The organism is Geomonas ferrireducens, assembly GCF_004917065.1.
GTDB lineage: Bacteria > Desulfobacterota > Desulfuromonadia > Geobacterales > Geobacteraceae > Geomonas > Geomonas ferrireducens.
Genome location: NZ_SSYA01000001.1, coordinates 1,305,237 through 1,329,030, shown reverse-complemented (window position 1 = coordinate 1,329,030; position 23,794 = coordinate 1,305,237). Strand labels below are relative to the sequence as shown.

24 protein-coding genes are annotated in these 23,794 nt (G+C 62.1%); 9 read left to right on the top strand and 15 right to left on the bottom strand.

Annotation, left to right across the window (positions count from 1 at the left end):
• Positions 1-50: 50 nt before the first annotated feature.
• From E8L22_RS05680 to E8L22_RS05650, 7 genes are all read right to left on the bottom strand, one after another.
• Positions 51-512, bottom strand: a complete 462-nt coding sequence (locus E8L22_RS05680; protein WP_136524233.1) for a DsrE family protein — start codon at positions 510-512, stop codon at positions 51-53.
• Between the two features lie 3 nt (positions 513-515).
• Positions 516-1,670: a MalY/PatB family protein gene (locus E8L22_RS05675; RefSeq protein WP_136524232.1), complete on the bottom strand. Its 1,155-nt coding sequence runs from the start codon at positions 1,668-1,670 to the stop codon at positions 516-518.
• A complete protein-coding gene (gene ovoA / locus E8L22_RS05670) occupies positions 1,667-3,772 on the bottom strand; it encodes a 5-histidylcysteine sulfoxide synthase (protein WP_136524231.1) in 2,106 nt (701 codons plus the stop codon). Before ovoA ends, E8L22_RS05675 begins: the two co-directional genes overlap by 4 nt.
• A gap of 220 nt (positions 3,773-3,992) precedes the next feature.
• Positions 3,993-4,409: a type II toxin-antitoxin system HicB family antitoxin gene (locus E8L22_RS05665; protein ID WP_136524230.1), complete on the bottom strand. Its 417-nt coding sequence runs from the start codon at positions 4,407-4,409 to the stop codon at positions 3,993-3,995.
• Between the two features lie 3 nt (positions 4,410-4,412).
• Complete coding sequence (locus tag E8L22_RS05660; protein WP_129125116.1) at positions 4,413-4,598, bottom strand: type II toxin-antitoxin system HicA family toxin; 186 nt, start codon at positions 4,596-4,598, stop codon at positions 4,413-4,415.
• 137 nt (positions 4,599-4,735) lie between these two features.
• Positions 4,736-7,873, bottom strand: coding sequence for a PAS domain S-box protein (locus E8L22_RS05655; RefSeq protein WP_162604782.1), 3,138 nt, complete (start codon positions 7,871-7,873; stop codon positions 4,736-4,738).
• 249 nt (positions 7,874-8,122) lie between these two features.
• A complete protein-coding gene (locus E8L22_RS05650; protein ID WP_136524228.1) occupies positions 8,123-8,302 on the bottom strand; it encodes a hypothetical protein in 180 nt (59 codons plus the stop codon).
• A 158-nt stretch (positions 8,303-8,460) separates the two neighbouring features.
• On the opposite strand from E8L22_RS05650, the gene E8L22_RS21485 reads away from it, so the two are divergent.
• The 3 genes from E8L22_RS21485 to E8L22_RS05640 all read left to right on the top strand — a co-directional run bounded on the left by E8L22_RS21485 (position 8,461) and on the right by E8L22_RS05640 (position 11,001).
• Positions 8,461-8,634 carry a hypothetical protein gene (locus E8L22_RS21485; RefSeq protein ID WP_198419499.1) on the top strand — a complete coding sequence of 58 codons (174 nt, stop codon included), beginning with the start codon at positions 8,461-8,463 and terminating at the stop codon, positions 8,632-8,634.
• Between the two features lie 117 nt (positions 8,635-8,751).
• Positions 8,752-9,795 (top strand): L-threonine 3-dehydrogenase, encoded by a 1,044-nt coding sequence (tdh, locus tag E8L22_RS05645; protein WP_136524227.1) that lies wholly within the window; start codon positions 8,752-8,754, stop codon positions 9,793-9,795.
• Positions 9,796-9,801: 6 nt separating this feature from the next.
• Positions 9,802-11,001, top strand: a complete 1,200-nt coding sequence (locus E8L22_RS05640; protein WP_136524226.1) for a glycine C-acetyltransferase — start codon at positions 9,802-9,804, stop codon at positions 10,999-11,001.
• Between the two features lie 221 nt (positions 11,002-11,222).
• Here the strand turns inward: E8L22_RS05640 and E8L22_RS05635 are convergent, their stop codons facing one another.
• Genes E8L22_RS05635 through E8L22_RS05605 form a run of 7 tightly spaced genes read right to left on the bottom strand, consistent with a single transcriptional unit; the run spans position 11,223 to position 16,628 of the window.
• Positions 11,223-11,414 carry a hypothetical protein gene (locus E8L22_RS05635; protein ID WP_136524225.1) on the bottom strand — a complete coding sequence of 64 codons (192 nt, stop codon included), beginning with the start codon at positions 11,412-11,414 and terminating at the stop codon, positions 11,223-11,225.
• A gap of 35 nt (positions 11,415-11,449) precedes the next feature.
• On the bottom strand, positions 11,450-12,256 hold the full coding sequence (locus E8L22_RS05630; RefSeq protein ID WP_136524831.1) for a UbiA family prenyltransferase: 807 nt from the start codon (positions 12,254-12,256) through the stop codon (positions 11,450-11,452).
• Positions 12,257-12,285: 29 nt separating this feature from the next.
• Positions 12,286-13,191, bottom strand: a complete 906-nt coding sequence (gene coxB, locus E8L22_RS05625; protein WP_136524224.1) for a cytochrome c oxidase subunit II — start codon at positions 13,189-13,191, stop codon at positions 12,286-12,288.
• Between the two features lie 10 nt (positions 13,192-13,201).
• The gene (locus E8L22_RS05620) at positions 13,202-13,489 is read right to left on the bottom strand and encodes a cytochrome C oxidase subunit IV family protein (RefSeq protein ID WP_136524223.1); all 288 of its coding nucleotides are present in this window, start codon (positions 13,487-13,489) and stop codon (positions 13,202-13,204) included.
• Between the two features lie 43 nt (positions 13,490-13,532).
• A complete protein-coding gene (locus tag E8L22_RS05615; RefSeq protein WP_136524222.1) occupies positions 13,533-14,132 on the bottom strand; it encodes a cytochrome c oxidase subunit 3 family protein in 600 nt (199 codons plus the stop codon).
• Complete coding sequence (ctaD, locus tag E8L22_RS05610; protein WP_136524221.1) at positions 14,129-15,748, bottom strand: cytochrome c oxidase subunit I; 1,620 nt, start codon at positions 15,746-15,748, stop codon at positions 14,129-14,131. The genes E8L22_RS05615 and ctaD overlap by 4 nt, the downstream gene beginning before the upstream one ends.
• Before the next feature lie 31 nt (positions 15,749-15,779).
• The gene (locus E8L22_RS05605) at positions 15,780-16,628 is read right to left on the bottom strand and encodes an SCO family protein (RefSeq protein WP_246044555.1); all 849 of its coding nucleotides are present in this window, start codon (positions 16,626-16,628) and stop codon (positions 15,780-15,782) included.
• A gap of 265 nt (positions 16,629-16,893) precedes the next feature.
• On the opposite strand from E8L22_RS05605, the gene E8L22_RS05600 reads away from it, so the two are divergent.
• The 6 genes from E8L22_RS05600 (at position 16,894) to E8L22_RS05575 (ending at position 23,083) form a co-directional block, all read left to right on the top strand.
• On the top strand, positions 16,894-17,073 hold the full coding sequence (locus E8L22_RS05600; protein ID WP_136524220.1) for a hypothetical protein: 180 nt from the start codon (positions 16,894-16,896) through the stop codon (positions 17,071-17,073).
• Positions 17,074-17,229: 156 nt separating this feature from the next.
• Positions 17,230-18,786 (top strand): bacteriohemerythrin, encoded by a 1,557-nt coding sequence (locus E8L22_RS05595; RefSeq protein WP_136524219.1) that lies wholly within the window; start codon positions 17,230-17,232, stop codon positions 18,784-18,786.
• 379 nt (positions 18,787-19,165) lie between these two features.
• A complete protein-coding gene (gene hemH, locus E8L22_RS05590; RefSeq protein ID WP_136524218.1) occupies positions 19,166-20,119 on the top strand; it encodes a ferrochelatase in 954 nt (317 codons plus the stop codon).
• A complete protein-coding gene (locus tag E8L22_RS05585; protein WP_135869020.1) occupies positions 20,116-20,295 on the top strand; it encodes a hypothetical protein in 180 nt (59 codons plus the stop codon). The genes hemH and E8L22_RS05585 overlap by 4 nt, the downstream gene beginning before the upstream one ends.
• 7 nt (positions 20,296-20,302) lie before the next feature.
• A complete protein-coding gene (locus E8L22_RS05580; protein WP_136524217.1) occupies positions 20,303-21,121 on the top strand; it encodes an AAA family ATPase in 819 nt (272 codons plus the stop codon).
• 9 nt (positions 21,122-21,130) lie between these two features.
• Positions 21,131-23,083: a TraB/GumN family protein gene (locus tag E8L22_RS05575; RefSeq protein WP_136524216.1), complete on the top strand. Its 1,953-nt coding sequence runs from the start codon at positions 21,131-21,133 to the stop codon at positions 23,081-23,083.
• 206 nt (positions 23,084-23,289) lie between these two features.
• Here E8L22_RS05575 and E8L22_RS05570 read toward each other — a convergent pair whose 3' ends face one another.
• Complete coding sequence (locus E8L22_RS05570) at positions 23,290-23,712, bottom strand: endonuclease domain-containing protein (protein WP_136524215.1); 423 nt, start codon at positions 23,710-23,712, stop codon at positions 23,290-23,292.
• Positions 23,713-23,794: the final 82 nt, after the last annotated feature.

The window sequence follows — 23,794 nt, the reverse complement described above, 5'->3', positions numbered from 1 at the left end:
TGGCTCCTCCCCCCGGAGGGGGGAGGCTGGGAGGGGGGATCTAATACGCATCAATTGAGGGTGATCACCGCGTAACCCTTGTTCTGGTAGCCGATCAGCGAGGTGAGCCCGTTTCCCACCAGCTTCACCTCAGGGACCAGTTGCGCGGGATCCGCCTTGAAGACCCGCACCGCCACCGAGCAGACCTCGAAACGCACCCCCTGCTTCTTAAGCCCCCTGATCAGTTCCAGCGCCTCCTTGTCGATCACGGAAGCGGTCAGCAGTTTCACACCCGGCCCGCGGAAGGAAACCACCATCTCCGGGCGCACCCCCTGGGCATTCATCCCTTCCAGCGTCTCGGCGAGGAGCTCCAGGTTGAAAATGAGCCTTTCCAGGTCCGGGACCCGGACATCGAAGATGACCCGCGCGCTCTTAAGCCCGGCCAACGCCTCGTGGTCGTCAGGCTTGGGTGCTGCCTGCGACACCCCAGCGAACAGCAGCAAAAACAAAAGCGGCAGCAACCGTTTCAGCATACGTCACCTCCCGGGCACCCCCTCCAGGGCCGCCCTCATGCGCCTGAGCGCCTCCCGCAGGAGCTCGCGGCGGCAGCCGAAATTGAGCCTCACGTATCCGGGAAGTCCGAAGTCGCTCCCCCCGGAGAGCCCAACACCTGCGTTCTCGAAGAACGCCACCGGATCCTCGATCCCGGTGGTCCGCACGTCGATCCAGGAAAGGTAGGTCGCCTCCACCCGGGCCACGGGGAGTCCCAGTGCGGTCATCTCCCGCTCCACGAGGTCGCGGTTTTCGCGCAGGTACTCGACCAGTTCCCGGCGCCACGGCTCGCCGTACCGGTAGGCCGCCTCGGCCGCGGTGTAACCCAGGAGGTTCACGTGGGGGACGATGCGCCCCATCGCCTTCCTGAAGGCACGACGGAGGGTGTCGTCCTCGATGACGGCGAAGGAGCAGCCAAGGCCCGGGACGTTGTAGGTCTTGCTCGGCGCCATGAGCGTGATGGTGCGCCGGCTCGTCTCCGGGGAAAGGGTGGCGATCGGGATGTGGGCGACACCGGGCTCAAGGACCAGCCCGGCGTGGATATCATCGCTGCAGATCACAAGTTCGTGGCGCGCGGCGAAGGCGTCAAGCGCGGTCAATTCCTCGCGGCTCCAGACCCGTCCCACAGGGTTGTGCGGGCTGCACAGAAGGAGCTGGCGCGTCCTCGGGGTCACCGCCGCCTCCAGGGCGGCAAGGTCTAGGCCCCAGTGCCCTTCCTCGCAGGCAAGCGGCACCTTGATCACGTTTCTTCCCGAGAGGGGCGGGGCCGACATGAAGGGGGGATAAACCGGGGTGAAGGTGATGACGTCGTCGCCCGGCTCACCCACGGCGCGGCAGGAGACGTTAAGGCCGGTGACGAGACCCGGCAGCCAGGTGATCCACTCCTTTTTGACCTGCCAGTTGTACTCCGCCTCGAGCGACGCGATCACCGCGGCCGCGAGCCCCCCCGGGGGGGCGGTGTAGCCGAAGACGCCGTGGCTCACCCGCTCGTGCAGCGCCTCGATGACCGGCGGGGGCGAGCGGAAATCCATGTCCGCCACCCAGAGCGGGATGATGTCCCGCCCCTCGTACTTGTCCCACTTTTCGCTCGCAGTGCCGCGCCGGTCGATGATCTCGTCGAAATCGAAGTTGCCCGTCATTTAAGCTCCCATACGGTTAGTTGTGCGATGCTGTGCTGGAACTTCCTGCGCGTCTCCCGTATCACGAAGGGGACGTCGCGCGGCTCGCCCAGCATCCGGAAATGCGGCTCGAGCTCGGCCTTCAGCCCGTCCAGGGTCCAGACCGGCTCGCCGGCCTCGCGGTAGCCCCCCAGCCACTCCTCCTTCTTCGTGTACTCCTCGAGCCAGGTGTAGGGGGAGGCGAGGACCAGTAGACCGCCCGGGTTCAGCCGTCCGCGGATCCCGGTGAGGAAGCGGCGCGGCGAGTAGAGACGGTCCAAGACGTTCGCCGCCAAGACGAGGTCGTAGCCGGTGAACTTGTCAGGTAGGTTGCAGGCGTCTCCCTGGAAGAAGCTCACCCGGTCACGCATCCCGGCAAGACCCAGTTCCTCCAAGCCAAGCTCGTGGTAGGAGACGATGTCACCCTCCTCGGGAAGCGCGTAGCGTAGGTACCCCTCCTCCTGCATCCGGGCCGCCAGCCTGAAGAAACGGCTGGAGAAGTCGATCCCGGTAACCTCGCCGAAGCCCTGCGCGAGCTCGAAACTCGCGCGCCCAACGGCGCAGCCTAGATCAAGGGCGTGCCCCGTCGCGCGTCCCGAGGCGACCTCGAGGCAGATCTCGGCGCACGCTTTGGGGAAGTTGGGCACGCCGAAGTGCTCCGCCCCGTAGTGGGCGTCGCAATACTGCGCCGCCAGCGCGTCGGTCTCGTAGGGGTCGTCGTGCAGCTCGATTGCGTGCGCGCTCTCCACGTAACGGAAGCCGGCGTGCTGGAAGAAGTGGCGCCGGAAGGCGTAGCGCGACTCGCGGGTCGCCTCGTTGCCGGTGGAGATCCAGGAGCCCCCCTTGATCAGGTTGTGACGCGTGTCGAAGGTCGGCGTCGAGAAATCGTCGTACCAGGGATGGATCCTGAAGCCGTGGAAGGCATAGATGGGGGTCTCGGTCCACTGCCAGACGTTGCCGATGATATCGTAGAACGCGTCGAAGCGGAAGCGGTCCACCGGGCAGGAAGAGGCCCAGTACGCGAGGTTGATGTTACCCGGCGCCTCGCCCCACCCCTGCGGGTCTTCGATCCCCGCCAGGTCGTACATGCGGTACCACTCGTCCTCGCTCGGCAGGCGAATCGCCTTGCCGGTCTTTGCCGCGAGCCAGTTGCAAAAGGCCTTCGCCTCCAGGTAGTTCACCTCGACGGGCCAGTTCCAGGGGAGGTCGATCTCCTCGGCCATGGTGCGCAGCCCCCATCCCTCCCCGCGCTTCACCCAGAAAAGCGGATGCTCAGCGTTACGGAAGGTGCGCCAGCGCCATCCCTCCTCGGTCCACCAGCGCTCCTCGCCGTAACCTCCCGCCTCGACGAAGGCGAGGAACTCCCGGTTGGAGACCAGGTACTTGGAGGCGGCGAAGCCGCCGACCTCCGCCTCGTGACGGCCGTACTCGTTGTCCCAGCCGTAGAGCGGGTGCCCCTCCTCTTTCCCCAGCACCACCTTTCCACCCGCCACGGGGAGGAGCTCGTTCACCGGCGCCTCACCGGCGTCGCGGCAGACATCCCAGAAGTCGAGCCGGCGCACCCGATCGATTGGGAGCTGACGGATCAGCACCGAAGAGGTCTCCAGGTGGATGCGTTCGTGCTCGATCCCCATCATGATCGCCCAGAAGGGGCTTTCCCAGGTGACGGGGAGGGTGAGCGGCATGGTGGCGATGAGCCCCGCCACGAGCTCGCGCACCTGGTCGCGGTACGCCTTCACCTCGTCGCGGGTCGGCCAGTCGTAATGTGCCTCGTTCAGGTCGTCCCAGGACATCTCGTCCACGCCGACGGCGAAGAGCGCCTCGAAGCGCGGGTTGATGCGCTTTTCGGTGACGCGCGCGATGACGAGCTTGTTGATGAAGAAGGTCGCGGTGTGGCCGAAGTAGAAGATGAGCGGGTGACGCAGCCGGTCCGCCCTCAGATAGAAGGCGCCGTCGTCCTTCAGCGTGTCATAGAGGAGTTCGTCAATGGAAAAGGTCGCGTGGAAATACTCAAGGATCTCCGCCCGCTTTTGCTCGGGGTCCCCTTCGTTCAGTACAACTGAATGTGTTTTCTTCAGATCCATCTCATCCCTCGCACTTGGTAGTCATGCCGTATTTACTTCAAGAGGAAAGTTACCGTTAGAATAGTACCAGAACTTTCCAGTCAGGCATGACACAGTCAGGTGAAGAGGCACAAAGAGTGGCCGACAGGTCGGGCAAGATCGGGGCGGGATGCCGGACGTTGGTGGAGTCAGTCACGACCAGCTTCTGAAAAAGAGGTAGAGTAAACCGTTTAAGGCGTGATCAGACGAAACCGAGCTCCACGCGCCGGCCAAAGACCTTCGCAATTTTCTCCAGCGTCTTTACGGTGGGGTTCGCCTTGCGGGGATTTTCCAGACGCTGGTACACCTGGTAGGCGATGTTCAACTGCCTGGCGATCTCCATCTGGGAGCGGTCGGCGCGCAACGTCCTAAGCATGATGGCAACGGCGATGTGCGGCGCCACAGGGACTTGGTACACGTTCTTGCCGACGATACGTGACGGCTCAGGGATCTTGAAATTGCGTTCGAAGTCGGATTCAAGACAACCGTTCAGCGCCTCTTCGGCGTTCAGTAATGCTTCTTCTGTCGTCAGGCCGTAGGTCATCACGTTCTCGAAGTCTGGGAACGTCACCAGATAGCCGTCGGTATCCTTCTTTATGCGCGCCGCGTATGAAAGCATCGTCTACCCCTTTATACCCGCCTGTCTTAGAATCGCGTGCACCAGTCCCTTCGGCAAATCCGCGTTCCCGTGGACCGGAACGGGGATCGAGCGTCGGTCTTCCTTTATCATTATGTGGTGGCTGCCTGAAATGCGGTCCAGTTGCCATCCCGATTCAAGCAGCAGCTTTTTAAGCTGTTTTCCGGTCATCCGGATGATATACAACTTATAAGGTGTATGTCAACGGCACCTTTCCAAATACAAGAAGGCGTCGCCGGTCCGCGGTGACGCCTTTTCTGTTACGGCTTCGCGGCTTGGAGTGACAGCCGCACTTGAAGTTGTATTCCTTAGCGGCGGGCGGCATCCGTGACGGCATTCTCGATGCCGGCAAGGAACTGCTCCGATGTGAAAGGCTTCGGGATGAAACTGACGCGGTCATGCTGCTGCGGGTTGTGCACCTCGACGTCGAAGGTGTAGCCGGAGATGTACAGTACCGGCAGATCCGGGATGCCCGCCGCCAGACGCTCGTAAAGCTCGGGGCCGCTCATCTCTGGCATGACCACGTCGGTGACGAGCAGGTCAATGGCCATTCCCGGCTGCCCGGCGATCTGCTGCGCCCTGGCCGGCGTCTCCGCCAGCAGCACCCGGTACCCCGACGCTTGCAGGAGTTCCAGGGCCATCTCGCGGATCGCCTCGTTGTCGTCGACGACGAGGATGGTGGCACGGTTGTCCTTACTTTCAAGCTTCCGGGCGATCTCCACGGCCGGCGCCTCCGCGCCCGCCTCGGCGGCGCAAGCGGGAAAGTAGACCAGGAACGAGGAGCCGTGACCGGCCCTGCTCTTCACCTTGATGCAACCGTTGTGCTGCTTGATGATGCCGTAGACCGTGGCGAGCCCGAGCCCCGTCCCCTCCCCCACCGGCTTCGTGGTGTAGAAAGGTTCGAAGATGTGTTGCAGCACTTCCTCCTTCATACCGCAGCCGTTGTCGGTGAAGGAAAGGAGAACATGGGGGCCCGGTTTGGTGCCGGGGTTCACCCTCACGAACTCGTCGTCCAGGAGCACGTTCCCGGTCTCGATCACGATGGTCCCGTTCCCTTTTATGGCGTCCTGCGCGTTCACGGCGAAGTTGATCAGGACCTGCTCCACCTGCCCCCGGTCCGCGAAGATCCAGGCGCCGAAGTCGGTCAGGTTGGTTCTGATCTCGATGTTCGCCCTGATGGTGCGCTGCATCAGATCGAGGAGCGCCCGGATCACCTCGTTTAGTTCGATCACCTCCATGTTGAGCCGCTGCTTGCGGCCGAAGGACAGAAGCTTTTTCGTCAGGTCGGCCGCCTTGTGCGCCGAGGAGAGGATACCTTCCAGCTTCTTGCAGTTGGGATCGTCGGCCGCCATGCTCTTCCTGGCGATGTCGGCGTAGACGAAGATCGGGGTGAGCAGGTTGTTGAAATCGTGGGCGAGTCCCCCCGCCAACTGCCCGATCGCCTCGATTTTCTGCATCTGCCTCATCTGTTCTTCCAGCCGGAAGCGGCTCTCATCGCTGCGCACCCGGCCGATGGCGATGCTCGCCATATGCGCCGCCGACTCGATGAGCGCAAGCTCAGCATCGCCTGGGCTGCGGCAGCTCCGGTAGTAGACCGCGAAGGTGCCGAGGAGTTCCCCGTCCACCGACAGCACCGGCTCCGACCAGCAGGCCTTGAGCCCCGCGTCAAACGCCGGCTGGAACCCTTTCCAGTAGGGATGGGTCTCCAGGTCCTCGACGATGACCCGCCGCTTCAGAAATGCCGCAGTCCCGCACGAACCCATCCCCTCCCTGATCCTTAGCCCGTTCACCGCCCGGTTGTACTCGGCCGGGAGGCTAGGCGCCGCGCCGTGCATGAGCTGCGTCCCTTCTTCGTTGGCGAGAAGCACGGAGCAGAGGGCGCCCGGACTCTCCTGTTCCACGAAGCCGACGATGCAGACCAGAAGTTCTTCTAGGCTCGCCCCGGTAGCCATCTGCTCCAGGATCTTGAGCCTTGTGTTCTCGCGCCGCTCCACGAGTTTTCGCTTCGAGATGTCGCGCACGACGCTGAGGATCGCCGGGCGCCCCAGGTAATCGATGAGCCGGCTGCTCACCTCTATGGGAATCGCTGCGCCGTCCTTGGTCCGGTGCTCGGACTCGTACAGGGCACGTCCTTCTCGCTTTAGCGCGGCCAGGCGCTCCGGGAGCTTCTCGGCCTGATGCGGCGCGTTGATCTCGTTCAGGGTAAGTTCCATGAACTCGTCGTGGCTGTAACCCATCCGGTCACAGGCCGACTGGTTCACCTCGAGGATGCAAAAATCGAAGTCGTGGATGTAGATGGCGTCGCCGGCGCTGTTGAAAAGGAGCCGGAACCGCTCCTCGGTAAACTGCAGCTCGCGCTCGAGCCCTCTTCTCCGCTCATTGTTGAAATATAGCGCCGCGAGTGCGGAGACCACGAAGAGAGCGAAAAGCGCGCCGGTCCAGAAGGCGGTCTTGTTCACCGCGTAGAAGGAAACCGGCTCGTTAATGACAAGCGACCCGGGCGGGAGCTTGCGTCGGTCGATGTCCCAGCGGCGCAGCAAGGTGTCGTCGAACATCGGGCGCGAAAGGGTGCCGGTGATGACCGGGATCGCCGAAGCGCTTTCGCCCGAAAGGATCCTCACCGCAAGCTCGGCCGCCTTCTCCCCCTGGCTCCTCCCCTCCATCATCATGCCGCCGACCACGCCGTACCCCAGTTGCGCTGCATGCACGGCGTAGACCGGCACCGGGCTCACCGAGGTTACTATGCGCGCGGCCTCGGCCTGGGTGAAAGAGCGGCCGGTACTCTGGTCCATCGTGTAGGAGAGCATCAAAACGAGCGCGTCAGGGGAAAGCCCCTTCAACTGCTGGACCGCCTGTTCCAAGGGCAGGTCGCCCAGGAACCGGAAGGCGACCTTGGGAAACTTGGCGGACGAGGTGACCAGTTCATGGCGCATGGCGCGGCCGGTGTCGGAGTAGTCGCTTACTACGACCACCTCTTTTGTCCCGGGATGCAGGCGCAGCGCCATGGCAACCGTCCCGACCATGTCGTGGTACTCCGCCACTCCGGTGACTTTCGACTGCCCGGCGACCATCTCCGGCTCGTAGTCGTTGATGCCGCAGAACACCATGGGGACGTCGGGGAAGAGGCGCTCCCGGTAGCGCAGGGCGAATTCGAGGGCGGCGTTGTCGAGAGCCACCACCACGTCGAACCGGATGCCGCGATGCTTTATGGAGAAAAGGTTCGCAAGCTCGGGGAAGTGCCGCTTGTCAGGGAACTTCTTTGTATCGAGGTGCTCGACCAGCATCTCCATGCGGGGCAGCTTCTTGAGCAGCGCCGCCTGCAGACCTCGCATCTCGTCGTCGGACCAGTCGTACCCGTAGTTGTAGGAGTTGATGACCAGCAGGTGGGGCACCGTGGACTCGGCGTGCAACGGCGACGCGGTGAGCAGCAGCGCCAAAAGGCACAAGCCCAACCACCACCGGACACTGAAAAGATGTGCACGTTTGCTACGCATCGCGACCTCTGGGTGTTTGTGGTACCTCACCCGGGTATCCGAAAGGAACTGTTCCGAGAAGAGTATGCACATTTATCGGCAGCTTACGGCGCCGGCTTGAAGCATTAATGGTGTGGGAGCGCTCACGAAAAACGGGAGGAAGCGGTGAGGAAAGACCGCGGCCGTCGCGCAGCAGGCGACGCCGCGGCTGGGACGTGAGGATTACAGCGGCCGCGGGTTGCAGAGGTAGTCTTCCCCGTCAGCCTTGGCGCGGCACCTGTTGCAGACGAACTTGGGTTTCGCCGAGTGTTTGTCCATCTCCTCGATCCTTCCCTCGTGTTTCAACTGGCACATGTGCGCCTTGTGCTCTTTCGGTTTTGGGCAAGTCTCGTTTTCGCTCATGGCGTTCTCCTGTGTGCTTAGTGACCCTTCTATCATAGCAGATCAGTCCCACCAACCATAACGTGCACATCTTTTTTCTCATTTGCTCCATATTTCATCCTCAATTTGCTCCTAACCTGAATGTACTGGCAATGGGTCCAGTAAAGAGGAGAACTGAGATGAAAAAGCTTACTAGGATATTGTTGGCACTGGTCGTCCTCCCGGCGCTCCTGGCCGGCTGCATCCTCGTCCCGGTGGACGACGGCTATTATCACGGACGGCACCATGGCGGAGGCTACTACGACTACGACGGCCGCTATGATCGCGGCGGGTATTACGGACGCAGGTATTAATTGAAGGATAGGTCGTAATCCCCCGTCCTTCTTTTGCAGCGCGCGCTATTTACATGGCCTTCGATGTTGGTAACATTAATGAGCCGAAAACGGCCACCACATTAAAGGAGTCCCACCATGCAAAAGACGATGCGCGCGCTCGTGAAGAAATACCCGAAGCCGGGGTTGTGGCTGGACGACGTCCCGGTCCCCGAGATGGGGATCAACGACGTGCTGATCAAGGTGCACAAGACGGCGATCTGCGGCACCGACCTGCATATCTGGGACTGGAACGCGTGGGCGCAAAAGACCATCCCGGTGCCGATGGTGATCGGGCACGAATTCGTCGGACGGGTTGAGGCGATCGGCAGCAACGTGGCCGACCTGAAGATCGGGGACATCGTATCCGGCGAGGGGCACTTGGTCTGCGGTAGGTGCCGCAACTGCCTCGCCGGTCGACGGCACCTGTGCAAGGACACCAAGGGGATCGGGGTGAACCGCACCGGCGCCTTCGCCGAATACATCTGCATCCCGGTGACCAACGTCTGGCACGCCGACCAGAGCATCCCGATGGAGGTCTTGAGCATCTTCGACCCCTTCGGCAACGCAACCCACACCACACTCGCGTTCCCGGTCCTTGGGGAGGACGTCCTCATCACCGGTGCCGGCCCCATCGGCATCATGGCCACCGCCATCGCCCGCCACGCCGGGGCGCGCCACATCGTCACCACGGACATGAATCCCTACCGGCTCGACCTGGCGAAGAAGATGGGGGCGACCGTCGCGCTGAACGTCAAAGAGAGGACCCTCGCTGACGTGCGCAAGGAGCTCGGGATGAAGGAGGGGTTCGACGTCGGGCTCGAGATGTCCGGCAACGGGTCCGCCTTCAAGGAGATGCTCGACAACATGTGCCACGGCGGCAAGATCGCCATGCTCGGCATCCCTTCGGGCGACCTCGCCATCGACTGGAACCAGGTGATCTTCAACATGCTCACCATCAAGGGGATCTACGGCCGCGAGATGTACGAGACTTGGTACCTTATGCAGTCCATGATCAAGACGGGGCTGGACATCACGCCGGTGATCACGCACCGGATGCACTACACGGAATTCGAGTCTGCTTTCGAGGCGATGGGAAGCGGCAACGCAGGCAAGGTCATCCTGAACTGGGTGGAGGAGTAACCGGCAATGACAGATAAATTCGCCTGGATCAACGATGAGATGGGCGCCATGGAAGCGGAAGGGCTCAGGACCAACATACGCACCATCGGCTCGGCCTGCGGCCCCTGGATGGTGGTGGACGGCAAGAAGGTGCTGAATTTCTGCACCAACAACTACCTTGGGCTCGCCAACCACCCGCGCCTCAAGAAGGCGGCTCAGGAAGCGGTGGAGCAGTGGGGGGTCGGGCCGGCCGCGGTGCGGAGCATTGCCGGGACCCTCGAGCTGCACCGCAGGCTCGAGTCGCGTCTGGCCGCTTTCAAGGGTGTGGAGGACGCGCTCTACGTCCAGTCCGGCTTCTGCGCCAACCAAGCCGCCATCCCTCCCATGGTGGGGAAGGGGGACGTCATCTTCACCGACCGGCTGAACCACGCGAGCATCATCGACGGCTGCCGCCTCTCCTCGGCGAAGATCCTGGTCTACGAGCACTGCGATCTCGAGGACTGCGAGCGGGTGATCCGTGAAAACATCGGGCAGTACCGGCGCGCGCTCCTCATCACCGACGGCGTCTTCTCCATGGATGGCGACATCGCCCCCCTGGACCGGCTTTTCGAACTCTGCGAGCGCCACGGCATCATCACCATGGTGGACGATGCCCACGGCGAGGGGGTGCTTGGAAGGGGTGGGCGCGGCATCGTGGATCACTTCGGGCTGAACGGCAAGTTCGACCTGGAGATCGGTACGCTCTCCAAGGCGTTCGGGGTCATGGGGGGCGTGATCGCCGGGAAGAAGGTCGTCATCGACTGGATCAGGCAGAAGGCGCGCCCCTTCCTCTTCTCGAGTGCGGTGACTGCTGCGGACACCGCCGCCTGCCTTGCCGCCGTTGATCTTCTGGAGGAGAGCAGCGCGCTCGTGGAAAAACTCTGGGACAACACGCGCTACTTCAAAGAGGGGATGCAAAACGCGGGCTTCGACATCGGGGTGAGCGTCACGCCGATAACCCCGGTCATGCTCGGTGAAGCGACCGTGGCGCAGGAGTTCTCGCGCAGGCTTTTTGCCGCCGAGCCCGGCATCTTCGTGATGCCGATCGGTTTTCCGACCGTGCCGCAGGGTAAGGCGCGCATCCGCGTGATGATCAGCGCGGCCCACACCCAGGGGGACCTGGAAACCGGCCTCGCGACTTTCACCCAAATCGGCCGCGAGCTCGGGGTGATCGGACGCAAGGGATAAACACAACAAAGGCTCAACGCAAAGACGCGGAGGCGCCAAGACGCTAAGAAAATCCGAAAACCGTTTAACAGGGATAAAGGGGATAAAACCTTAAGCCTAAAAGGGGAAAGGCTTAGAAACTGGGTATTTTAAAGGCGCCAAGACGTTGAGAGGCAAAGGATGGTTGAAATCTTTGCCTCTCCGCAACTTGGCGCCTTTGCGTTGAGGGGTTGCGGTCGCGATTACCGCGCGGGCTTGATGCTTCTCGGATTGCAGACCACTAGCGGGTCGTTCGCCTGCACCTTGCACTTGTTGCAGTAGACGATCGGCTTCTCCCCGTGCCGCTCGTACTCGTCCATCCGGCCATCCTTCTTCAGCTTGCACATGTGTGCCTTGTGACGCGCAGGCTGCTCGCACTTCTCCTTGTCTGCCATGAAAACTCCTTCTCGGAAAGCTCCCGTAGGGAAGGCTACGGCGTGCTGTACAGCGCCAGGGTGACCAACGCCGGGAAAACGTTGATGCCGACGTAAGCTGCCGCCTCGAAACGCTGAAACGGTGTGAGCAGCAGCGGAACGCAGAAGGCGAGGCACCAAAGGGATACGTTACTGCCGGCGATGAGGCCGAAGGCGGGGAGCATCAGGGTCGCCGCGACGACGGCGGCAAGCCAGAGCACGAGAAACGGTCCGGGACCGCGAAAACTCTGCGGCGCGAACAGCGGAAACCCGGCCAACCGGTAATCGTCGGCGTGCCTTTTCTGCAGCATCCAGAAATGGGGGACCTGCCAGAGGTACAGGATGCCGCACAAAAGGACGATCCTGAAATCGCCGAGCGCGCCCCCGGCGGCGCTCCAGCCGATGAGCGGCGGGAGGGCACCGCAAAAGGCCCCGGCGAGGAGTGCGAAGGGGGTGCGCCGCTTGAGCGGCGTGTAGACGGCGAGGTACCAGGCAAGAGTCGCCAGGGCGAGGAGAAGGGGCGCGGCACCGAGAGCAGCAAGGATGACGGCACCAGACAAAAGGACCAATACGGCGATCGTCACCCCCCAGTGCGGTGCGAGCTCTCCGGCGGGAAGCGGGCGCGTCATGGTGCGGCGCATGAGGGCGTCCACGTCGCGCTCGAGGAGCTGGTTGAAGGCCGAGGCGGCGCACGCCATGAGGGTCACGCCGATAAAGAGCATGAGCCCGGACACGCCGGGACGCACCTCACGGCAGAGCAGGTACCCCCCGAGCGCCGCCGTCCCGTTCATGAGCGCCAATGGCAGCCTGAACAACCGGCACATCCCGGCTATCGTTTTTCGTGCGGAAAAGGTCACTTCTCTCCTTCCAGGAACTCGACCATCACCTTAAGATCGCCTTCCGGAATGTCGCTCTTCGGCATGATCGGGGGGAAGCCTTCAACGATGGCCGCACCCGGGTTCAGGATCGATTCGCGCAGGTACGCCTCGTCCGCCTTCACCGTCTCCGCCTTACCGCCGCGCGTCACCTTCACCTGGCTCCCGTAGAGCCCCTTGAAGGTCGGCCCCACCTTCGTCGAGCCATCCAGGGAGTGGCAGCCGAGACAGCCATGGCTCTCCAGCAGGGCCTTACCCTTGGCCGCCCCGCCTTCTGCCGCCTTCTCGTTCAGCCACGCCTCGAACTTGTCCGCCGGTACCGCTTCCACGGTTGTTATCATGGCGGAGTGGCCGGTGCCGCAGTACTGCGAACAGAAGAGGTCGTAGGAGCCGGGCGAACTGGCAACGAACCATACGTGGTTCTTCATCCCCGGCACCACGTCGCGCTTGATGCGGAAGGCCGGGACGTAGAAGCCGTGGATGACGTCCTCGGATTCCAGGTTCACCTGCACCGGTCTTCCCACCGGGACTACCAGCTTCGGGCTGTGCTTGCCGTTTTGATAGATGAAGTCCCAGGACCACATGCGCGCCTCGGCCTTCACTTGCATGGCGTTCTTCGGTACCGTCCTGAGCGACAGGTAGCTGGTCCAGCCGTAGTAGAACATCCCCATCACGAGGATCGTCGGCAGCAGGGTCCAGACAACCTCTAGAAGCGGGCTTCCCGATACCTGCGAGGTCGGCTCCGGGTTCTTCGAGCGGCGGTAACGGACCACGAAGAAGATCATGGTTGCGGTGATCCCGACGAGCAGCACCAGGCAGGCGCCGAAAAGGAACATGAACACGGGATCGACTGCTTGCGTTGTTGTGAGTAGTTGATTTTCCACGTTCGCCCCTTTATCGGTAGAGTACGTCGAAGAAGGTTCCCCCGATGAAACCGGCCAGGGTGAAAAGAGCCACGAACAGGATGATGCGGAACAGCCGCGGCTCGTATTTCATGTGCATGAAGAAGGCGATCACGAGGCCCGATTTTATGCTCGCGATGGCAAGCGCCGCCCAGACCTTCCAGACGCCAAGCTCCACGCGCGTGACCATGATGGTTGCCGCCGTCAGCACCAACAGGGTGACCCAGACGGTAACCAGTTTCCCGTAACTCAGGATGTTTTCCGCGCTTTCGTTTGTCATGTTCATGTCTCCGGTATATCTCGACCCACGCACCGACCCGCCGTTAAAGGATCAGGTAATAGAGCGGGAAAATGAAGATCCAAACGAGGTCGACTAGGTGCCAGTAGAGGGTCACGTTCTCTAGCGTCACGTTGTCCCCTGCATGCAGCACCTCCCGCTGCACCATCACCGCGGTCCACGCCATAAGCACGGAGCCGATGATCACGTGGATGCCGTGCAGGCCGGTGGTGAGATAGTACAGCCCGAAGAAGATCGACTCCCCCGGAGGCCCCTCAATCAGCTTCGGGGAGTTCGGGTAAATGCCGTGATGGATCTTGGCGCTCCACTCGAGGTATTTGATGAAAAGGAAGATAAAGGCGCAGCCGATGGTCCCCGTCAAGAGACTGAGAGTCGCCTTTTTGGCGCCGCGCTTGATTGCGGTGACCGACATCGCCGCGAAAAGCGAGCTGGTCAGGAGAACCACCGTGTTGGTGGCGCCGTAGACCAGGTCGAGCTGCTTTCCCCCCAGGCCGAACTCCTTTGGATACTTGGCCAGGTAGACCGAATAAAGGAGGAATACCCCGCCAAAGAGAAGTATCTCCGTGAACAGGAACAGCCACATGCCGAGTTTTGCTCCGAAAGCGTCCTTTTCCAGATGGCTCATGGGACCCCCGCCCCTTTGAAGTCGTACGGTCCGTGGGTCACCACGGGATCTTCCTCGAAATTCTCCGTCGGCGGCGGCGTCGGGATGCTCCACTCAAGGGTGGCACCCCCCCACGGGTTCCCGGTGAACGGCTCACCCTTTAAAAGTCCGCGCCACAGGTTCCAGAGCACGATGAGAATCCCCGCGACCATGATCCAGCTCCCCACCGTCGCGACGAAGTTCAGGCGGGCGAACTCGGGGAGGTAGTCGTAGTAGCGCCTCGGCATCCCCTCCATCCCGAGCACCTGCATGGTGAAATACAGGACGTTGAAGCCGATGAACATGAGCACCCAGCCGATGATGGCGGGCTTTTCCTCATAACGCCTGCCGAAGTACTTGGGAAGCCAGTAGTGCGCCGCGGCGAAGAAGGCGAAGCCGGTGCCGCCGAACATGACATAGTGGAAGTGCCCGACCACGAAGTGGGTGTCATGCACGTGGATATCGGTGGACGCGGCGCCGAGGATCAGGCCTGAAAGCCCGCCGATGGAGAAGAGCAGGATGAAGGAGAGCGCGAAGAGCATGGGCGCCTCCAGCGATATCGACCCCTTGTACATGGTCGACACCCAGTTGAAGACCTTGATGGCGGAGGGAATCGCCACCAGGAAGGTGAGGAAGGAGAAGACCATGACGCCCAAGTCGCTCATCCCCGAGGTGTACATGTGGTGCCCCCAGACCGCGGAACCGGCCGCGGCGATGGCGAGGCTCGAAAAGGCGATCATCTTGTACCCGAAGATCGGCTTTCGCGAGAAAACCGGGATGATGTCGGAGATCACCCCCATGCCGGGGAGGATCATGATGTAGACCGCCGGGTGCGAGTAGATCCAGAACATGTGCTGGAACATGATGGGGTCGCCGCCACGGCTTGGGTCGAAGAGGCCGAGCCCCAGGATCCTTTCGGTCACCACCAGAAGGAGCGTGATGGCGATGATCGGGGTGGCGAGGATCTGGACCCAGGCGGTCGCGTAGAGACTCCAGGTGAAGAGGGGGATGCGGGTCCAGGTCATCCCCGGGGCCCGCATCCTGTGAATGGTGGTCACGAAGTTGATACCGGTTAGGATCGAGGAGAAACCTAAGATGAAGACGCCGAAAACTGCGAGGGAGACGTTGGTCGTAGTCCGGGCCGAGAAGGGGACGTAGAAGGTCCATCCCGTATCGGGGGCGCCGCCGCCGGTGAAAAGCGAGACCAGGACGATCACCGCGCCGATGACGTAGAGCCACCACGAAAAGAGGTTCACCCGCGGGAAGGCCACGTCGCGCGCGCCTAACTGGATCGGCAGCACCAGGTTCCCGAACGACGCCGGTATCCCGGGGATGATGAAGAGGAAGATCATCACCACGCCATGCACCGTGAAAAGTGCGTTGTAGGTCTGGGCGGTGACGATGGTCGGCCCCGGCGCGATCAGCTCGAGCCTGATCAGTACCCCCAACAGGACGCCGACCATGAAGAAGCTCAGCACGCAGTAAAGGTACATAAGCCCGATGCGCTTGTGGTCGGTGGAGAAGATCCAGGACCCGATCCCGGTCTTGCCGGAATCGCTCCAGAACCCGCCTTCCGCAGTTGCCGTTTCTTGACTCATTTATTCCCCCGAAACCCTGCAGATCCGCAGTTTAGGTTTCCTTGCCTTTATTTTTATCCGTCTTCTTGCCGCCTAAGATCAGGAAGATCAGGAACCCGACCACGCAGACGATGATGACCGTAGCACTCACCCGCAGCAGGTTGAACGCGTAACTCTTGCTCTCAGGATCGAAGCTGAAGCAGTAGCTCACCATCTTGCTGATGGTGGTCCCGATCCTCCCCTGTTTCGCCTCCATGAGCGCCAGGGTCAGGTCCTTCGGGAGGAACTGCGTGCCGTAGAGGTAGCGCACGATCATGCCGTCCTTCGCCACCACGAAGCTCACCACCGGATGGACGAAATCGTTTCCCTTGCGCTGGAAATGAAAACCTGCCGTGTCGGTGAGCTTGCGGATGTTCGCCGGGTCACCGGTCAGGAAGATCCAGTTCCCCTCCGGGAACTTCCCCTTCATCACCGTCTCGTACATGTGCTTGGAGCGGGCCGCGCGCTGCGGCGTCTCGCGCTCGTCGAAGCTCACCGACAGGACCCGGTAGTCCTTTCCAGGGGTGAGCTTTAAGTCCGGCAGGACCCGCGCCAGTCCCTCCTGAAGGTAGTTGCAGACGTTGGTGCAGGAATAATAGACGGGGAGGATGACGGTCGGACCGGTGATGAGCTCGGCGAGGCGCCGCTGCCGCCCGCTCTCGTCGGTGAAGACCAGATCAAGCGGGATCTTTTTGCCCAGATGCTCCTCAAGCCCTACGTTCCCCTCTTCTTGCTTCGAGGCGCCCTGATGTTCTGCGTGCGGAGTTGTCTCTTCTTCAACATGGCATTTGGCAGAGGCGGGGAACAGCAACGCCGCCATCGCTCCGACAAGTACCATGCGCCTTATGGCCGTAATGATCACATATGACTCCGTCCGATCTCTCATGTGAAAAAAACAAGTGCTCATTATAAATGATGATTCCCGGCTGTCCACCGGAGGCAAACAATTTCCTTACGAAACGCGCCGGGGCGAGGCTTCATCTCCTGCAACGGTCAATCATGAGCCGTACCGGGGCAAGATTAAACTTGACTTAATTTTCCATTACATTAGACTGTGCCAATATTTTTCCCATGAAAAGGCAGTCCAGCGGAGTACCCCGATTCCCCCAGTCCAAAGGAGGCCGGTTATGAAAGCTTTTCCCGCGAAACTCATCATGGCGGCGATCATCCTGTCCTGCGGTTTTGTGATGCAGGCAGAGCAGTCTGAAAAGGCGCATCAGAAGCAAGACGGCGCCCCCCATAGGTTCGTCGCCGGTACGATTGATCGCTCCCCTGGCACCGACAGCAGCCGCACCTCCTGGCGATAGCTGAAGCAAGGGGGCGCCATCGCCATGCCCACCACATCCTGCCGGGCGGTCCTCGCATTCCCGTATACGATACTCATGAATAGTTAAAGTTTCCGCCCGGGCAGACGATACACTCCTTGAAACTCTCAAAAGTCGTGTTTGCAAAGGAGATCGTCCATGTCTTTCAGCGCCCGCCTCATCACGATCAACCTGATTGCTATCTTTGCGACGGTTGCCTCCACCATCGTCGTCGGCAGCTGCGGCAACATCGCCGGAATGGTGCTTGCCGGTCTCATCATATTCCTACTCTCGGCACTCCTGTGCTGGCAGGTTGCCCGCAGCGAGACCCGCGCCCTGCGTGACGTGGCGGAAGCGATCGAAGCTGCCGCGGGAGGCAATCTCTCCTGCCGGGTGGAACAGATCGCCAGCGGAGAAATCGGTCGCATCGGTACATCCTTCAACAACATGATGGGGGACTGGAACAAGACCATGCACCAGTTCTTCACGGTGACCGACCTGGTCCGCGACTCCGTTTCCCTGGTGAGCGCCACCAACGACGCCATGGCTGCCGCGGCGGAAGATGTCGCCATGCAGGCCTCGACAATCGCCACGGCGAGCGAGGAGATGTCGGCAACCTCGGGAGACATCGCCCGCAACTGCCTCATGGCCGCCGAGAATGCCCACAGGGCCACCGACGAGACCAACGCCGGTGCCGCCATCGTCAGAAGCAGTGCGCAGCTCATGGAGAACATCGCCCAGCGCGTCACCACCACCTCAACCTCGGTTGCGGGCCTCGGCGAGCGCTCCGACCAGATCGGCGCCATAGCCGGCACCATCGAGGACATCGCCGACCAGACCAACCTCCTCGCGCTGAACGCCGCCATCGAGGCCGCGCGCGCCGGCGAGACCGGCCGTGGCTTTGCCGTGGTTGCCGACGAGGTCAGGGCGCTCGCGGAACGGACCACAAGGGCCACGAAAGAGATCGACGCCATGATCAAGTCGATCCAGAGCGAGACCCGCGAGGCGGTCGGCGCCATGAGCGAAGGGGTTGAGCAGGTGAACCAGGGGACTGCGGAAACCTGCCGCTCCGGTGAGGCGCTCGCCGGCATCCTCACCATGATCAACGACCTGACCATGCAGCTCTCCCAGATCGCCACCGCCGCCGAGGAGCAGACCGCCACGACCCACGAGATCACCAGCAACATCCAGATGATTACCAGCGTCGTGAACAGCAACCTGGAGAGCGCCCGGAACACGAGGGCGGCGACCGGCAAACTGGTGCAGCAGGTCGATGAACTACACGAGCTGGTCTCCCACTTCCAGCTCTCCGACGCCATTCTCTGGGACCCGAGCTACGCCACCACCATCAACACCTTCGACGACCAGCACAAGAAGCTCTTCGCCATGATCAACGAGCTGTCGCAGGCGATGCAGCACAAGCGGAGCAAGGACGCCATCGGCTCGGTGCTGCAGCGCCTCATCGAGTACACCGGCAGCCACTTCGCTGCCGAGGAAGAGGCCTTCCGCAAGTCGGGCTATCCCGAAGAAACAGCGCACGTTCAGCAACATAGGGACCTGGTTCGCCAGGTGCTTGAACTTCAGGAAAAATTCAAGTCGGGCGAGACCGTTCTTACCCACGACGTCATCGAATTCCTGCAGAACTGGCTCGTGAACCACATCAAGGGGACCGACAAACGCTACGCCCCCCACCTCACCAAGGCCGGTATCCGCTAAGCCGCCGCACCTTCCTTGGGATGATCCCCTCCCCCGGAGGGGGAGGGCCAGGGAGGGGGAGCGTAGCGGCAACAGTCAGCCTTGNACCGACAAACGCTACGCCCCCCACCTCACCAAGGCCGGTATCCGCTAAGCCGCCGCACCTTCCTTGGGATGATCCCCTCCCCCGGAGGGGGAGGGCCAGGGAGGGGGAGCGTAGCGGCAACAGTCAGCCTTCCCCCCCTCCAACCTCCCCCCTCCGGGGGGAGGCTCTCAGACACCTGCCACTAAAGAAACCCCTCCGCATCGCAGCCTCCCTTCCCAATGAATTAAACCAGTTCTCCTTCCTCACGTTTTCTGCTACATTTCTCGGGCTGCCAACTCCCCAGAAGAGGTCGTCATGTCAGAAAAAACCGCAGTCCTTTTGCTGCAAATGGGTGGACCCGACTCGCTCGACGCCGTGCACCCTTTCCTCATGAACCTGTTCACGGACCGCGACATCATCAAGATCGGGCCGGCCTTCCTGCAGCCCTTCATCGCCCGGCGCATCGTGAACAAGCGCGCCCCGCACGTCGCGGAGTACTACCGGCAGATCGGCGGCAAGTCCCCGATCCGGGAGCTGACCGAGGCCCAGAGGGAGGGACTGCAGGCGCTTTTAGGTGAGAATTACCGCTGCTTCGTGGCGATGCGCTACTCCCGCCCCTCGACCATCGACGCCCTCGCGGCCATCAAGCGGGAGGGGATCCGGCGCGTCGTGGTGCTGTCGCTCTACCCGCACTACTCGAAGGCCACCACCGGCTCCAGCGTGAACGAACTGCAGCGCGTCCTGAAGGAGGCGCGGACCGATTTCGAGCTGACCTTCATCGACCGCTTCTACGACCACCCCCTCTACATCAAGGCGCTCGCGGGTAAGGTCATGCGGGGGCTGCAGGCCTTCCCGGACCGAAAGGACGTGCAGATCGTCTTCTCCGCCCATTCGCTGCCCCAATCCTTCATCGACGAAGGGGACCCGTACCTCGACCACATACAAGAGACCAGGCGTCTCGTCATGGAGCAGGTAGGCGAGGCGAACCATCTCCTCTGCTTCCAGTCGAAGGCGAGCCGGGTGAAGTGGCTCGAGCCCTCCACGGAGGCAACCATCGAGAAGCTGGCGAAGGAGGGGAAACGGAACCTGTTGATGGTGCCGCTCTCCTTCGTTTCGGACCACATCGAAACCCTCTACGAGATCGACATCCAGTACGGCGAGGAGGCGAAGGGGTACGGCATCGAGCGCTTCGAGCGCATCGAGTCGCTCAACTCGGACCCGATATTCCTGGACTGCCTGGCGGACCTGGTGAGAACGGCGAAGGCATGAAGACCTGCAGCATCTGCAAGATAGAATTCGATGAGAACGAGCCCGACTCCCTCTACGGCGAGGCGGGGCAGTGGCTGGCCGAGGAGTTCTGGAAGGACGCGGGCGAACTCTGCCGCACCTGCCGGGAGAACCGCGCCCGGCTGGTGATGATGTACGGACACGAGATGAACACCTGAGGTTTACATGGACAGGACCACTATAGACGGCATAAATCTCACCCTCGCCAACCCCATCGAGCTGCCGCTGCGCTGGGTGGGGGACGAGGAACTGCTCCGGCAGCTTCTGGCGGCCTGGATGGTGATAGACGAGCGCGACATCCCATTCAACCCGCGCCTGATCGGTAAACCGGGCGTAGGGAAGACGACCCTCGCCTACGCCGCGGCCAAGAAACTTGGCCGCCAGGTGTACCTCTTCCAGGCCACCATGGACACCCGCCCCGAGGACCTGATCGTGACGCCGGTGATCGGCCCCGAGGGAGCGATACAGTACGCCGCTTCCTCGCTCGTATCCGCCATGATCTCCGGCGGCGTCCTCATCCTCGACGAGGGGAACCGGATGAGCGAGAAGGCCTGGGCCTCCCTCGCGCCGCTTCTGGACGACCGCCGCTACGTCGAGTCGATCATCACCGGCCTGCGGATCAAGGCCCATCCCGACTTCCGCATCGTCGTCACCATGAACGAGGACTCCTCCACCTTCGAGGTTCCCGAGTACATCCACTCCCGCCTGCAGCCCCAGCTCTTCATCGACTTCCCCGAGGCGGACGAGGAACTGGCGATCCTGAAGGAGAACCTCCCCTTCGCCGGGAGCTCGATCCTCAATTATGTCGTGCAGTTCCTGCAACGCGGCCACGCCGCCGACGAACCGTACTCGGTGCGTGACGGCATCAACATCGCACGCTACGCCTTGAAGATGATGTCGGCGACCAACAAGGACCCGCACGAGCTCCTGCCGCTCGCCGTCGAGCGGATCCTCGGCGAAGAGGCGCTGCGCTACCTGAAGTAGGCAGGACTTATGCCCGACCGACTCTACCTGGAACAATTCGGCAACGTCCACGCCCTCCCCGTCCTGCACTACCGGATGGAGTTCGCCCACCTGGTGCGCGATGCGTTCGACCGCGTGAAGCCCGACTGCGTCGCCCTCGAGCTGCCGCAGACGCTGGAAGAACAGTTCCTGCGCGGCGTCCGGCGCCTCCCCGAGGTCTCCGTCCTCGCCTACCATGTTGCCGCCCAGTCCGTCTTCCTGCTCATCGAACCCGCCGATCCGCTGATCGAAGGAGCCCGGCTCGCCCTGGAGCGTAAGGTTCCGCTGCACCTCGTCGACATTGACCTCGACTCCTACCCGTCACACCCGGAACACCTCCCGGACTCCTATTCGGTGCAGCGCATCGGCCTCGAGCCCTTCTACCGGGAGGTGGCGAAACTCTACCGGGAGATACCCCCTTGCGAGGAGGACCTGCGCCGCGAGCGCGGCATGGCCTACCGCCTGAAGCAGCTCTCTGCGCAGCACGAACGCGTCCTCTTCATCTGCGGCATGTCGCACCTGGAGCGGATCCGGCACTCCTTCGACGCGCCGCTCGCCCAGCCGCTTACCCGGACCCGGCGCGAAGGGATCACCATCCTCAACCTGCACCCGGAGTGCCTCCACGAGGTGCTCGCCGAGTACTCCTTCCTCTCCGCGGTGTACGAGACGCGCAGGACGCCTCTTGGTCCCGAGCCCGCCGCCAACGGGCACTCCCTCAGAAAGAGCTTCAACGCCTTCGAGCTGATCCTGGGTGGGAAAGAGAGCATCCCCGAGGAGGAGGCACTGGCGGAATCGGTGCAAAGGAGCGCCCACCGTATCGGGATGGAAGGGGAGTTCCCCGACCGGCAGAAGATCATGTTGCGCCTGTTCCTCGAGGCGGCCCGTCACTACCGCCAGGAGACCGGTGACAAGGTGCACTTTTGGCAGAAGCGCGCCTTCTTCAGGTTCGCCCGCAACTACGCGCTCATGACGCGCATGCTCCTTCCCGACCTGTTCCAGATGCTGGCCGCCGCCCGCGGCTGCCTGGACGACAACTTCGCCTACGCCTTCTTCCGGCTCGCCGCCCGTTATCCCTGGCAGCGCGAGACGAGCGATCTCCCGACGATACGCCTCTCCGCCGACGAACTCTGGTCTTCTACGAAGAGGATCCGTTTCCGGCCGCGCGAGCGGGTGCGGGCGAAGGGGTTCTCGCACCTGAAGATGATGAACCGGAAAAAGGAGAAGCGCCCGGGGGACTGGCTGGAGGGGTTCGACGATCCGTACATCTGCTCCTACCCCCCCGAGGACCTGAGCATCGAGGAATACGGGCGGAACCTGAAGCGGATCGGGGCGCGGCAGCTGAGCGAGGAGGGGAGCAAAAGCGAGCCCTTCACGTCGTCGCTTCTGGACGGGGTCGACATGCGGGAGACGCTCCGGAACCTGCACGAGGGGAAGATTTACGTCAAGGAGAACAAGCGCCTGAAGAGCGGCGTCGGGTGCGTCGTGGTGGTCTTCGACGAGGACAAGGAAGGGAGCAGGTACCCGTACTGCATGACCTGGCTCGGCGAGCACGCCCAAGAGTCCGACATGGCCTTCTACGCCACCCCGCCCACCGACAACATCGTCGGTCCCGGGATCTCGCGCTGCGAGTACGGCGGATTTCTCTTGAGCTATCCCCCGCGCCGAATGGTCGACGTCTGGCGCGACCCGGATTACCGGCACGCCACCGGCAAGGGAGAGCTGCTCCTGCTGGCGGCGCTCGACTATTCGCTGGAGAAGGACGTGGTTTACGCCGCGGCGAAGCCCCCCAGAAGTTTCATGAAGCAACACGCCGCACGGCTTAACAAAAGGATCATCTACCTGCCGCTCGGGAGTCTATCGCCGGTGGCGCTTAAGAAGCTTCGGGCCTTCCACATCCTCTACGGCAGGGACAAGCGCGACATCGCCAAGGATTACATTTGGTGATGACAGCAACTGGGCGGTAGGCGCCGTACTCGAAGTGCCCTTCTCGTGATGGCAGCCTCTTCCCCCTCCCCAGCCCTCCCCCTCCGGGGGAGGGAGCGCTCACCACTGATGGAGGGAGAGCCGGCCGTGAGCTATTAGGGAACCGGTGCCATGCGTGGGTGGTATGTGAGAAGGGTGTCCACGTCCCCTCCCCCGGAGGGGGAGGGTCAGGGAGGGGGAAGAGGGTTCCTGCCGTAGTGAACTTCCGCCCTCTGTAGCAGCGCCCCGTAAATCTCTTCCAAAACTCCTTCCAGATTTGAGAAGACCTCGTTGTTCCAGACCCTTAAAACGAAAACGCCCTGCGCCTCGAGGAAGTCTGTCCTTCCTTGATCGCGCAGGGCGTTTTTAGTCAGGTTGTGCTGCCCGCCATCCAACTCGACGGCAAGCCTCGCCTCCGGGCAATAGAAATCCAGCACGTACTTCCCGAAGGGGTGTTGCCTCCTGAATCTGAAACCATCCACCTGCTTGCGCCTCAGGCAGAACCAGAGCAATTGCTCGGCGTCGGTCATATGCTGGCGCAAAGTGCGGGCGGCCTTAAGCAGCCCGTCGGGAACCGGGAACCGGGTGAAATCAGTCTTGCCAGCGTTCATGTCTTCCCCCTCCCCCACCCTCCCCCTCCGGGGGAGGGAGCTGAGACTACGGAAGGATAATCGACATTTTGTGCCCGGCAAC